This window comes from Exiguobacterium sp. UBA1053, assembly GCF_002316465.1.
Lineage (GTDB): Bacteria > Bacillota > Bacilli > Exiguobacteriales > Exiguobacteriaceae > Exiguobacterium_A > Exiguobacterium_A abrahamii.
Genome location: NZ_DCDO01000007.1, coordinates 41558 through 54252, shown reverse-complemented (window position 1 = coordinate 54252; position 12695 = coordinate 41558). Strand labels below are relative to the sequence as shown.

Sequence of the window (12695 nt, the reverse complement as noted above, 5' to 3'; positions counted from 1 at the left end):
TGCAGGTCGGTCTTTTTGTGTTTTCTAAAAAGCCTTATCAGTTGCATTTCTTTTTTTAGATGATTACTATTAAATCAAACAATAGTCAAAGATGGTCAGAGAGGTGGTGCCAATGCAAAACATCACAGATATCATCGAAGCCTATTTAAAGCAAATTTTACACGACGAAAAGACGATTGAAATCAAACGTCAAGAAATTGCACAACGTTTTGACTGTGTTCCATCACAAATCAACTACGTCATTAATACTCGTTTTACGGTCGAAAAGGGTTATTTTGTTGAAAGTAAACGGGGTGGTGGTGGATACATTCGGATTCAAAAAATCGTTGTGCTCGATAGTCACGATCTATTAGACGAAGTCAGTTCATGGATTGGTGATCATTTGACGGAACAAGCTGCAGAAGATTATTTGATTCGTTTGATGAACGAACAATTACTGACGCGGCGGGAAGCTATTTTGATTCAATCGCTGTTGCAAAAAGAGAGTTTGCCAATGGCGGTCGAAGATCAACACCGGATGCGTGCCCACTTGATGCGGACGCTTCTTCAAACCATGAAGCGACTCTAGTCGTCGGACATTGGAGGAATGCATGATGCGTTGTCAACGATGTGGCGAACGAGAAGCAATCGTCCGTGTCAAACTTCCACAAGAATCGGAAACCGATGAGAAGTTCTTATGCTCGGTTTGTGTGCGGGAGTTAGCACGTGAATATCAAGGGACGGCGTGTCCGTCTTGTGGTATGACCCGTCAACAATTGCTTCATCTTCGTAAAGTCGGTTGCCCGACTTGTTATTCATTTTTTAAAGACGAAGTCGACGGCATGGTTCGTCAGTTCCAACACGGTCATACGCAACATTATGGCTCACGGCCTGATGAGGAATCCGTTGAAAAACGATTGAACCAGCAGCTCAGTCGATTGAAAGAACAACTTAACCGCAAAATCTTAGCAGAAGATTATGAAGAAGCAGAAATCATAAAACAACAGATTGAGAGTGTCGAGGAGGATTTGCGTCATGTTTGAAGAGTTGCTCCAACACCCTTTAAGCGAATCGATGAATCAATCTTCTCCCTTTGACGACATCGTCGTTTCGACACGGATCCGGTTGGCGCGTAATACGACACGTTATGCGTTCTCAACGATGTTGTCAGAAGCACAAGCGAATGCGCTCATTGAAGAGACAGAACGCCAACTAAACGGGATGAAAGGGTTCCGGTTTGGTCGCGTCGATCAAGCAGATGTTCTGACGCGAACCGCTTTAGTAGAAAAGCATCTGATCAGTCCAGCGTTAGCCAGTCATCCACGGACAGGACTCTTCATTAGTGAGGATGAACAGATCAGTGTCATGGTAAACGAAGAGGATCATTTCCGAATTCAGACGTTATTACCGGGACTTCAACTTGAAGAAGCGTTTCGGATCGCAAAACAAGTCGATCGTTTGATCAGTGAACGATTTAAAATTGCTTTTGATGATACGCTTGGTTATTTAACGACATGTCCGAGTAACGTCGGAACAGGTCTTCGTGCTTCCGTGATGTTGCACTTACCGGGACTGGTCCTGACGAATCAGATTCAAGGCTATATCAAACACTTACGACAGCTCGGATTCGCGATTCGTGGGCGTTACGGCGAGGGAAGCGATGCCTCTGGTCGCATGTTCCAACTTTCGAACCAACGGACGCTTGGGGCAAGTGAGGATATGCTGATCACGGACTATCAATTTGCCGTCGAAGCATTAATTGAAGCAGAACAGGCAGCACGAAAAGGATTATTGGAGATGTATCAAGAAGAACTAGAGGACAGACTATATCGTTCCTACGGTATCCTGACATCAGCTCGACTGATTACAGCGCGGGAAGCAACGGAACGACTATCGGATGTTCGTTTAGCAGACAGTCTGGGACTAGAGGTCAATCTTCCTCCAAATCTTTTTCATCAACTGCTCGTTTCATTACAAACAGGTTTTCTACAAAAGCATTTCGGGAAACAATTAACATCTAGAGAACGGGACATCGAACGGGCGAAACGAATCCGGACGATGTTAACCGAACAGACAAACAGGGATCACACACAAGGAGGTTTTGCATAATGATGTTTGGACGATTCACAGAACGTGCACAACGTGTATTGGCACTTGCTCAAGAAGAGGCAGTACGGTTGGGGCACCACAATATCGGAACAGAACACATTTTACTCGGACTTGTACGTGAAGGAGACGGAATCGCTGCGAAAGCCTTAACAGCACTCGGTCTCAGTTCAGATAAAATTCAGATGGAAGTCGAAGCATTAATCGGTCGCGGACAAGATGGTGCAACGACGATTCACTATACACCACGTGCGAAAAAAGTCATTGAGTTATCAATGGATGAGGCACGTAAACTAGGTCACTCTTACGTTGGAACAGAACACCTCTTGCTCGGATTGATTCGAGAAGGAGAGGGCGTTGCTGCTCGTGTCTTGAATAACTTGGGTATCAGTCTTTCAAAAGCCCGTCAGCAAGTACTCCAGTTGCTCGGGAACAGCGAAACGACAGCAAACGCGTCGCAAGCAGGTTCAGGTGTCGCAACACCAACACTTGATGGTCTTGCTCGTGATTTGACACAACAAGCGCGCGAAACACGTCTTGATCCAGTTATCGGTCGTGCGAAAGAAATTCAACGTGTCATCGAAGTCTTGAGCCGCCGGACGAAAAATAACCCGGTCTTGATCGGGGAACCAGGGGTCGGTAAAACGGCTGTCGTCGAAGGTCTCGCTCAACAAATCATCAACAATGAAGTACCGGAGACGTTACGCAATAAACGTGTTATGGTACTCGACATGGGGACACTTGTCGCTGGTACGAAATACCGTGGTGAATTCGAAGATCGTTTGAAAAAGGTCATGGATGAGATTCGTCAAGCGGGGAACATCATTCTCTTCATTGATGAGTTGCATACATTGATCGGAGCGGGTGGAGCAGAAGGTGCGATCGATGCATCGAACATCCTTAAACCATCGCTCGCACGAGGCGAACTCCAGTGTATCGGAGCAACGACTCTTGATGAGTACCGGAAATACATCGAGAAAGATGCGGCACTCGAACGTCGTTTCCAACCGATCCAAGTCGCAGAGCCAACAACGGATGAAGCAACACAAATCCTATTTGGTCTTCGCGATCGTTATGAAGCACACCACCGTGTGACGATTACAGACGAAGCGATTCAAGAAGCCGTCACATTGTCAGATCGATACATTTCGGATCGTTTCCTTCCGGATAAAGCGATCGATTTGATTGATGAAGCAGCATCGAAAGTTCGGTTGCGTTCATACACAGCACCACCGAACTTAAAAGAAGTCGAAGCGAAACTCGAAGGCATCCGCAAGGACAAGGACGAAGCGGTCCAAAGCCAAGAGTTCGAAAAAGCAGCAAGCCTCCGCGATACGGAACAAAAATTACGCGATGAGCTTGAGCGTTTGAAAGAGGAATGGCAGAATAAACAAGGCAACGAAAAACTTGAAGTCACAAAAGATGACATCGCCCAAGTTGTTGCCAACTGGACAGGTGTACCGGTCACGAAGATCGCGGAAGAAGAGACGGATCGTCTCCTTCGCCTCGAAGAAATCCTTCACGATCGTGTCATCGGACAAAATGAAGCCGTTAAATCAATTTCAAAAGCCATCCGTCGCGCACGTGCTGGACTCAAAGATCCAAAACGTCCGATTGGTTCGTTCATCTTCCTCGGTCCTACTGGGGTTGGTAAAACAGAACTCGCCCGTGCGGTTGCCGAAGCGATGTTCGGAGATGAGGATGCGATTATCCGGATCGACATGTCAGAGTACATGGAGAAACATGCAACGAGCCGTCTCGTCGGTTCACCTCCAGGATATGTCGGTTACGAAGAAGGCGGTCAATTGACGGAAAAAGTTCGTCGGAAACCATACTCGGTCATCTTACTTGATGAAATCGAGAAGGCGCACCCGGAAGTCTTCAACATTCTCTTGCAAGTACTTGATGATGGACGCTTAACAGACTCGAAAGGTCGGACGGTTGATTTCCGTAACACGATCATCGTCATGACATCGAACGTCGGTGCAAGTGCCCTTAAACGTAATAAATATGTCGGATTCGCTGTTTCTGAAGATACGGATCGCGAATACAAAGACATGAAAGATAAAGTCATGGAAGAACTCAAACGGGCGTTCCGTCCAGAGTTCTTGAACCGGATTGATGAAACGATCGTCTTCCACTCACTCGAGAAACAACACATCGAAGAGATCGTGAAGTTGATGGCGAAAACCCTTGAAAAACGTTTGGCTGAACAGGAAATTCATTTCGAATTGACACCAGCTGCCCTCTCGAAGATTGCCGATATCGGATACGATCCAGAGTACGGCGCACGTCCAATCCGTCGTGCCCTTCAACGGGAAGCGGAAGACCGGTTGTCAGAAGCATTGCTCGCAGGCGATATCCAAAAAGGAGAACGTGTTGCGCTTGATGTCGAAGAGAACGAATTCATCGTTCGCCGGAATCACGTGAGTTCTGCCGCAACGGAATAAGCACTGAGCACAGGGCCAGCTTTCGCACTTTCTGAGCGAAGCTGGTTCTTTTTTTGAAACAGAAAGGATGAATCGATTGGCTAAGTTAAAAACAAAATTCGTTTGTCAAAGCTGTGGAACCGAATCACCGAAATGGATGGGACGTTGTTCCGGGTGCGGAGAATGGAACACGATGGTCGAAGAAGTCGTCGAAGAGAAAAAAGGGCGGCGCGGTGCAGCTTTCGTTCATACGACAACAAAACAATTGAAGCCAGAGCGCCTCGCGAACATCGTCTCGCAAGAAGAGAGTCGCGTCTTTACCGGAAGTGGTGAATTCGACCGTGTTCTCGGAGGCGGTATCGTTCCAGGTTCGATGGTGCTTGTTGGAGGAGATCCGGGGATCGGGAAGTCGACGATCTTACTGCAGACGAGCGCACGTCTTGCCCAGCGCGGCGAAAAAGTGCTCTACATCTCAGGAGAAGAATCGCTCAAACAAACTAAATTGCGCGCGGAACGGCTTGGCTTACCGACACAGGATTTGTTCGTCCTTAGTGAGACGGATATGAACATGATTGAACGTGTCGTCGATGAAGAACAGCCACGTTTTTTAATCATCGACTCGATTCAAACCGTCTACATTGATGAAATCCAGTCTGCACCCGGGAGTGTGACACAGGTACGTGAATGTACGGCGATGCTGATGAAAATTGCGAAGAGTCGCGGGATTGCGATCTTCATCGTCGGTCACGTCACGAAACAGGGTTCGATTGCTGGACCACGTTTACTGGAGCACATGGTGGATGCCGTCTTGTATTTCGAAGGCGAACGTCATCATACGTTCCGGATTCTGCGTGCCGTCAAAAACCGATTTGGTTCAACGAATGAGATCGGAATTTTTGAGATGCGGGAGTCTGGTCTTGAAGAGGTCTTGAATCCGTCAGAAATTTTCCTCGAGGAGCGGACGTCCGGTGTATCCGGTTCGACGATTGTCGCTTCCATGGAGGGGACACGGACCGTTCTTGTCGAACTGCAAGCACTGATTTCACCGACGTCATTCGGAAATCCAAGACGGATGGCGACCGGAATCGATCAAAACAAGGTAGCCTTATTGATGGCTGTGCTTGAGAAACGGTCGGGTCTTCTCCTTCAGACACAAGATGCGTACCTCAAGGCAGCCGGTGGTGTGAAGCTGGATGAACCGGCGATTGACTTGGCGGTTTGTGTCGCGATTGCTTCTAGTTTCCGTGACAAGCCGACGCGTCCGACGGATGTCGTGATTGGTGAAGTCGGATTGACAGGTGAGGTTCGCCGTGTATCGCGGATTGAACAACGTGTAGCAGAAGCAGCTAAACTCGGTTTTACACGGGCGATCATTCCGAAAAACAACTTGGGTGGTTGGACGTATCCGGACGGAATTACGGTCGTCGGTGTCGAGAGTGTGGACGAAGCATTACGTGAAACGATTCCGTTTTAAGCTGGAATGACGCAAAAAATGGGGGAACTGTAATGGATATGTAAACAGTTTCCCCTCCTTCCGGCGTAGGTAGTTCAAATCAGTACATGTTACAATGAACTTAAAATAAGCAAAGGAGGTGAGAAGATTGAAAATCGTCATTCGGGTATTTTTTGCATTACTCGGACTTGCCCTCGGGATTTTGTTGCTTCCTCAGTTCTTCCAATTAATTGAAACGGCAACGAATACGACATTCCCTGCATGGTTGATGAGCGAATACGTAACTGGAACGATTGGTGCACTCATATTCTTATTAATTGGATTATTCATTACGGATTCGGTAATTCGACTTCTCCGATTTTTAGAAGAACGACTCGTCAAAGCCCCAGTAGCAGATCTCTTTTTTGGAACATTTGGTTTGTTGATTGGGTTGGTACTGGCCTTCCTCGTCAGTACATTGATTGATTTAGTAGGTATTCCTGTCCTCAGTAACGTCTTAACAATCTTCGTGACCGCGTTGTTCGGATATCTTGGCTTTACGGTCGGGTATCGTAAACGTCATGAATTGACGAAAATCTTCTTACGTAGCAACCAAAGTGAGAAAAAGGCGACGCCAGACGTCGTCGTCCCAGTTAAATCAAACAGTAAGGTACTCGATACGAGCGTCATCATCGACGGGCGGATCACGGATATCACGAAGACCGGTTTCGTCGAAGGAAAACTGATCGTCCCGCAATTCGTCATCGGTGAGTTGCAGTACATCGCCGATTCTTCGGATACGTTGAAACGAAATCGTGGACGTCGTGGACTCGATGTCTTAAAAGAGTTACAAGAGATCCCTGGAGTCGAGGTCGAAATTTATGATGGCGATTTCGAGGATGTACCGGAAGTCGATATTAAATTAATCAAACTCGCGGAACTCGTCAAAGGGATCGTCGTCACGAACGACTATAACTTGAACAAAGTCTGTGAAGTCCGACATGTTCCTGTTCTTAACATCAATGATCTGGCGAATGCCGTCAAACAAGTCGTCATTCCAGGAGAAGAGATGACCGTCCTTGTCATCAAGGAAGGAAAAGAACAAAAACAGGGTATCGCTTATCTCGAAGATGGGACGATGGTCGTTGTTGAAGGAGGCAAACACCTCATTTCTAAAACAATTGGCGTTGTCGTCACGAGTGTCTTGCAGACGTCAGCTGGACGAATGATTTTTGCGAAACCACAAGAAAAATGAGACACTATGCCTAGAGAGACATCGAGAGGCATTCGGATAGACCCCGCAACGGATTCGATTTCATGATCGAGTCCGTTTTCGGTGTGATGGAATGGATCACGATGATCAGTGAGAGAGAAAAGAGGGAATGGGATGTCTACAGCCACATATCGCGTCGTCATCCCCGCTGCCGGTGCCGGTAAGCGGATGGGCGCAGATTGTAATAAATTAATGCTTGAACTAAGAGAACGTCCAATCATCGCTTGGACACTGGATGTCTTCGAGGCAGATCCGGCATGTACGGAAATCATCCTTGCGATCAATCCACTAGAACAGGAATGGTTTACAAGTATTATCGCGTCTTATAAGACATCGATTAGACTTGTCGCGGGTGGTACCGAACGTCAGGAAAGTGTGCTCCGTGGTCTTGAAGCGTTAAAAGGCGAAGGAATCGTTCTGATCCATGATGGGGCCCGACCGTTTATTTCACAAGCAGCGATTCATGCAGTCGTCCAGGCGGCAGCTTTGGATCAAGCAGCGATTCTTGCCGTGCCGATTAAAGACACGGTCAAACGGGTTGAAGCGAACCATATCAGCGAGACCGTCCCGCGGGAACACTTGATGGCAGCGCAGACACCACAAGCGTTTGATCTTGCGACGATTCGCACGGTTCACGAAAAAGCGGCAACGAAATACCTAGGAACCGATGATGCAAGTTTGATAGAATGGGACGGAGGAAAAGTAACGATCGTTCACGGTCACTACGAAAATATCAAGATGACGACACCGGACGATCTATGGTTCGGTGAAGCGATTCTAATGAAACGAGGGAAATGACGATGATTCGAATTGGACAAGGTTTTGATGTACATGCCTTTGCAGAGGATCGGAAATTGATTTTAGGCGGCATCGAGATTCCGCACACGAAAGGATTGCTCGGTCACTCGGATGCAGACGTCTTGTTACATACGATTGCCGACGCGGCACTTGGTGCAATCGCAGCAGGGGATATCGGAAAACATTTTCCGGATACGGATCCGGAATTCAAGGATGCCGATTCAGCAAAATTGCTGCAGCATGTTTACGCGCTCGTTAAACAACAAGGGTATGAGCTTGGCAACCTAGATGCGACAGTCATCGCACAGGCACCAAAGCTTCGTCCGTACATCGACACGATGCGTGCGCGAATCGCGGAATTACTCGAAGCGGACATTGAACAGATCAATGTCAAGGCAACGACGACGGAATGGTTAGGTTTTACGGGACGAGAAGAGGGAATCGCTTGTCAAGCAGTGATTCTACTGAAACGAATCGAAGAATAAGGTATACTAGATAAGCGAATTTTAGTCGAAGGAGTGATTGGCAATGGCAGAAGTACGAGTACGTTATGCCCCAAGTCCAACAGGACACTTGCATATCGGGAATGCCCGGACTGCATTATTTAACTATCTCTTTGCGCGCCACTTAGGCGGTAAGATGGTATTACGAATCGAGGATACGGACCAAAAGCGGAACATCGCAGGTGGTGTCGAGAGTCAAATGAAGAACCTCGAGTGGCTCGGTGTCGATTGGGACGAAGGTCCAGGTCGCGGTGGCGAGTACGGTCCTTATTCACAAATGGAGCGTCTCGATATCTATCAAAAGTACACGGATGAGTTACTTGAAAAAGGACTTGCTTACCGTTGCTATATGACATCGGAAGAGCTCGAAGCAGAACGCGAAGCACAAATCGCACGTGGAGAAGCACCGCGTTATTCAGGAGCACACCGTAACCTGACAGCAGAACAAGAAGAAGCGTTCCGCGCAGAAGGTCGCACGCCGTCGATTCGGATTCGTGTACCGGAAGATGTCACGTATACATGGAATGATATCGTCAAAGACGACGTCTCATTCGAATCAAAAGACTTCGGTGACTGGGTCATCGTCAAAAAAGACGGCATTCCGACGTACAACTTTGCCGTCGTCATCGACGATCACTTGATGGCGATCAGCCATGTTCTTCGTGGGGATGATCATATTTCGAACACACCGAAACAAATGATGATCTATGATGCGTTCGGTTGGGAATACCCGACGTTCGGTCACATGACATTGATCGTCAACGAATCACACAAGAAACTTTCGAAACGTGATCACTCGATCATTCAGTATATCGAGCAGTATAAAGAGCTCGGTTATCTCCCGGAAGCATTGCTCAACTTCATCACGCTTCTCGGTTGGTCACCAGTCGGCGAACAAGAAATCTTCACGAAAGAAGAGTTCATCGAAATCTTTGACGCGGATCGTCTCTCGAAGAGTCCAGCTGTCTTTGACCAAAACAAATTGGCTTGGATCAACAGCCAGTACATGAAACATCAATCGTTCGAAGAAGTATTCGAAGCCAGTCTTCCGTTCTTACAAAAAGCAGGTCGCGTCGAAGCGTCACCTTCAGAAGAAGAGCTCGCTTGGGCACGTGATCTTGTCGCGTTATACCGCGAACAGATGACGCATGGCGCGGAAATCGTCAAGCTTTCAGAGATGTTCTTTGAGGACGAAGTGGTGTATGATGAAGAGGCAAACACTGTCTTGAGTGGCGAGACGGTTCCGACTGTACTTGCAGAATTCGCGAACCAGTTACGCGCTCTCGAAGAGTGGACACCAGAAGCGATTAAAGCATCGATCAAAGCGACGCAAAAAGCGACTGGTCAAAAAGGTAAAAACTTGTTCATGCCAATTCGTGTCGCGACGACAGGACAGACACATGGTCCAGAACTCCCGAACACGATTCAATTACTAGGAAAAGACCGTGTGCTTGCACGGCTTGAAGCAGAATAACGAAAGCGTAGACGAGGAAAGTAACGATGCGTCTTCTTCTCCAGAGACAAGCTCGAATGGTGCGAGGGCTTGAAGAAGCGAATCATGAAATGCCCCTCTGAGTGCTGCCCGAAATCCGTGAGAGTAGGCGCAGACGTATCTCCGGCGTTAACGGACGTCGAGAGGGATGAGTCAATCGTCCAAACAGAGTGGGACCGCGCTTCGTTAGCGTCTCTGTGCAGCAATGCATAGAGGCGCTTTTTCTTATGGAGAGGAGAACGTATATGACACGGATACGAGAAGATATCCGCAATGTGTTTGAGCAAGATCCAGCTGCCCGCAGCACGTTAGAAGTCATTTTGACATACCCGGGCTTACATGCGATTTGGATGCATCGCTTGGCCCATCGACTCTGGAACGCAAAATTTCGCTTACTCGGTCGATTGATTTCGCAGTTCAGTCGCTTTTTGACAGGTATCGAGATTCATCCAGGAGCGACGATCGGACGCCGATTCTTTATCGACCACGGGATGGGTGTCGTCATTGGTGAGACGACGATCATTGGTGATGATGTCACGTTGTTTCAAGGCGTGACACTCGGCGGAACGGGGAAAGAAACAGGAAAGCGTCATCCGACGATTGAAGACGGCGTACTTGTTTCAGCGGGTGCCCGTGTCCTAGGTGATATCACGATCGGAGCATACTCAAAAATCGGTGCCAGTTCCGTCGTCTTAAAACACGTTCCTCCTAATGCGACCGTCGTCGGCATTCCGGGACGTGTCGTCATTCAAGACGGCATGAAGGTCGAAGCACCACTTGATCATCGTTTCCCGGATCCGGTCAGCGAATGCCAAGAGCGGATTGAAATGGAACTAGAAGTATTAAAACAAGAAATTGAACGGATTAAAGGAGGGCGACGTCATGATTCAACTGTACAACAGCATGACCGGAAAAAAGGAACCATTTAAACCATTAGAAGAAGGAAAGGTCAAGATGTATGTCTGTGGCCCGACGGTTTACAACTACATTCATATCGGGAACGCGCGTCCAGCCATCGTCTTCGATACGGTCCGTCGCTACTTCACATACCGCGGATACGAAGTTAAATATGTCTCGAACTTCACGGACGTCGACGATAAGATCATCCGGACAGCAAACGAACTCGGAGAAGACTATCATGCGTTGACGAAACGTTTCATCGAGGCGTATCACGCGGATACAGGCGCCTTGAATGTCCAAAAAGCGGATATCCATCCACTCGTCACGGAAACGATGGACGATATCATCGCCTTCATCGAAGTCCTCGTCGAAAAAGGCAATGCCTACGCATCAAGCGGGGATGTCTACTTCCGGACGCGTAGTTTCAAGGATTATGGTCAATTGAGCCAACAGTCGATCGATGAATTGCGCGCAGGCGCACGAATCGAAGTCGGAGAGAAAAAAGAAGATCCGCTTGATTTCGTGCTCTGGAAAGCAGCAAAACCAGGTGAGCCGGCATGGACAAGTCCATGGGGCGAAGGACGACCAGGCTGGCACATCGAGTGCTCGGCGATGGCGAAGAAATACCTCGGGGAGACGATTGATATCCATGCTGGTGGACAAGATTTGAAGTTCCCGCACCATGAGAATGAGATCGCCCAGTCTGAAGCATGCAACTCACAGAAATTCGCAAACTACTGGATGCATAACGGGTTCTTGAACATCGAAAACGAGAAGATGTCGAAGTCGCTCGGTAACTTCTTGACGGTTCATGAAGCAATCCAAGCGGTCGATCCGATGGTGTTACGATTCTTCATGTTATCGGTTCAGTATCGTCACCCGATCAACTACAGTCGTGAACTGATCGATCAAGCAGCGAATGGTCTCGCACGGATTCGGGAATCGGTCGCAAACATCGAACACCGCCTTGAAATGACAGCCGATCTCGGAACAGGTGACGAGAAGTGGTTGAATCGTCTAGCGGCGATCAAGGAACACTTCATCACATCGATGGATGATGATTTCAATACAGCGAACGCTGTGACGGATTTATTCGATCTCTCGAAAGAAGCCAACTTGTACCTTGGAGAAGCACATGTGTCGAAACAGGTGCTCGAACAGTTCCTCGCACTCTTCTCGGAATTATCAGATGTTCTCGGTGTTACGTTGACAGTCGACAAAGGCTTACTCGATGAAGAAGTCGAACAGTTGATTGAGGAGCGGAACACAGCCCGTCAAAATCGTGACTTCGCACGAGCGGACGCAATCCGCGATCAGCTACGTGATCAAGGGATCCTGCTCGAAGACACAGCACAAGGGATGCGGTGGAAGCGCGGATGAAGAACTACAAACAACTGAATGCACTCGCGTTAGCGTACATGGGCGATGTCGTCTATGAGATTCGTGTGCGAGAGCGATTGCTCGAACAAGGTTATGTGAAGCCGGGCGAGTTGCATAAAGCAGCTGTCCGGTACGTTCGGGCACAAGCACAAGCAACGGTCGTGACGCACTGGTTGAACACGGATGTGTTGACGGAGGAAGAGGCAGCGGTCGTTCGGCGCGGAAAGAACGCAAAATCCGGTTCTGTCCCGAAGAGCACGGACGTCCACACGTATCGCTACGCGACAGCATTTGAAGCATTGCTCGGTTATATTTATCTTTCAGAAGGAGGGGATCGCCTTGAAGAACTCATCGGACAAGCGTTCGAACTACTCGAAGCCGAAAAAACAGACGAATCCTAAGG

12 protein-coding genes and 1 other annotated feature are annotated in these 12695 nt (G+C 48.2%); all 12 genes read left to right on the top strand.

Annotated elements, in window-relative coordinates:
- Positions 1-112: 112 nt before the first annotated feature.
- Complete coding sequence (locus B3G15_RS06505) at positions 113-568, top strand: CtsR family transcriptional regulator (RefSeq protein ID WP_023466578.1); 456 nt, start codon at positions 113-115, stop codon at positions 566-568.
- Between the two features lie 25 nt (positions 569-593).
- The gene (locus B3G15_RS06500; RefSeq protein ID WP_029343073.1) at positions 594-1022 is read left to right on the top strand and encodes a hypothetical protein; all 429 of its coding nucleotides are present in this window, start codon (positions 594-596) and stop codon (positions 1020-1022) included.
- On the top strand, positions 1015-2088 hold the full coding sequence (locus B3G15_RS06495; protein WP_290719259.1) for a protein arginine kinase: 1074 nt from the start codon (positions 1015-1017) through the stop codon (positions 2086-2088). The genes B3G15_RS06500 and B3G15_RS06495 overlap by 8 nt, the downstream gene beginning before the upstream one ends.
- Positions 2088-4535, top strand: a complete 2448-nt coding sequence (gene clpC / locus B3G15_RS06490) for an ATP-dependent protease ATP-binding subunit ClpC (protein ID WP_023466588.1) — start codon at positions 2088-2090, stop codon at positions 4533-4535. The genes B3G15_RS06495 and clpC overlap by 1 nt, the downstream gene beginning before the upstream one ends.
- A 76-nt stretch (positions 4536-4611) precedes the next feature.
- On the top strand, positions 4612-5988 hold the full coding sequence (radA, locus tag B3G15_RS06485; RefSeq protein WP_029343076.1) for a DNA repair protein RadA: 1377 nt from the start codon (positions 4612-4614) through the stop codon (positions 5986-5988).
- A gap of 127 nt (positions 5989-6115) precedes the next feature.
- A complete protein-coding gene (locus B3G15_RS06480; RefSeq protein ID WP_214806293.1) occupies positions 6116-7201 on the top strand; it encodes a PIN/TRAM domain-containing protein in 1086 nt (361 codons plus the stop codon).
- Between the two features lie 132 nt (positions 7202-7333).
- The gene (gene ispD, locus B3G15_RS06475) at positions 7334-8017 is read left to right on the top strand and encodes a 2-C-methyl-D-erythritol 4-phosphate cytidylyltransferase (RefSeq protein ID WP_290719255.1); all 684 of its coding nucleotides are present in this window, start codon (positions 7334-7336) and stop codon (positions 8015-8017) included.
- 2 nt (positions 8018-8019) lie between these two features.
- On the top strand, positions 8020-8502 hold the full coding sequence (gene ispF / locus B3G15_RS06470; RefSeq protein WP_029343079.1) for a 2-C-methyl-D-erythritol 2,4-cyclodiphosphate synthase: 483 nt from the start codon (positions 8020-8022) through the stop codon (positions 8500-8502).
- Positions 8503-8545: 43 nt separating this feature from the next.
- Positions 8546-9994, top strand: coding sequence for a glutamate--tRNA ligase (gene gltX / locus B3G15_RS06465; protein ID WP_290719252.1), 1449 nt, complete (start codon positions 8546-8548; stop codon positions 9992-9994).
- Positions 9994-10212 (top strand) — a binding site (T-box leader). (Overlaps the previous gene by 1 nt.)
- 9 nt (positions 10213-10221) lie before the next feature.
- Positions 10222-10941 (top strand): serine O-acetyltransferase EpsC, encoded by a 720-nt coding sequence (gene epsC / locus B3G15_RS06460; protein WP_255343794.1) that lies wholly within the window; start codon positions 10222-10224, stop codon positions 10939-10941.
- A complete protein-coding gene (gene cysS, locus B3G15_RS06455; protein ID WP_058705176.1) occupies positions 10895-12292 on the top strand; it encodes a cysteine--tRNA ligase in 1398 nt (465 codons plus the stop codon). Before epsC ends, cysS begins: the two co-directional genes overlap by 47 nt.
- Complete coding sequence (locus B3G15_RS06450) at positions 12289-12693, top strand: Mini-ribonuclease 3 (protein WP_047390584.1); 405 nt, start codon at positions 12289-12291, stop codon at positions 12691-12693. The genes cysS and B3G15_RS06450 overlap by 4 nt, the downstream gene beginning before the upstream one ends.
- Positions 12694-12695: the final 2 nt, after the last annotated feature.

Bases quoted from the DNA above. Each gene is read 5' to 3' on its own strand.
- B3G15_RS06505 (WP_023466578.1), top strand. From the start codon at position 113: ATGCAAAACATCACAGATATCATCGAAGCCTATTTAAAGCAAATTTTA.
- B3G15_RS06500 (WP_029343073.1), top strand. From the start codon at position 594: ATGCGTTGTCAACGATGTGGCGAACGAGAAGCAATCGTCCGTGTCAAA.
- B3G15_RS06495 (WP_290719259.1), top strand. From the start codon at position 1,015: ATGTTTGAAGAGTTGCTCCAACACCCTTTAAGCGAATCGATGAATCAA.
- clpC (WP_023466588.1), top strand. From the start codon at position 2,088: ATGATGTTTGGACGATTCACAGAACGTGCACAACGTGTATTGGCACTT.
- ispD (WP_290719255.1), top strand. From the start codon at position 7,334: ATGTCTACAGCCACATATCGCGTCGTCATCCCCGCTGCCGGTGCCGGT.
- ispF (WP_029343079.1), top strand. From the start codon at position 8,020: ATGATTCGAATTGGACAAGGTTTTGATGTACATGCCTTTGCAGAGGAT.
- gltX (WP_290719252.1), top strand. From the start codon at position 8,546: ATGGCAGAAGTACGAGTACGTTATGCCCCAAGTCCAACAGGACACTTG.
- cysS (WP_058705176.1), top strand. From the start codon at position 10,895: ATGATTCAACTGTACAACAGCATGACCGGAAAAAAGGAACCATTTAAA.
- B3G15_RS06450 (WP_047390584.1), top strand. From the start codon at position 12,289: ATGAAGAACTACAAACAACTGAATGCACTCGCGTTAGCGTACATGGGC.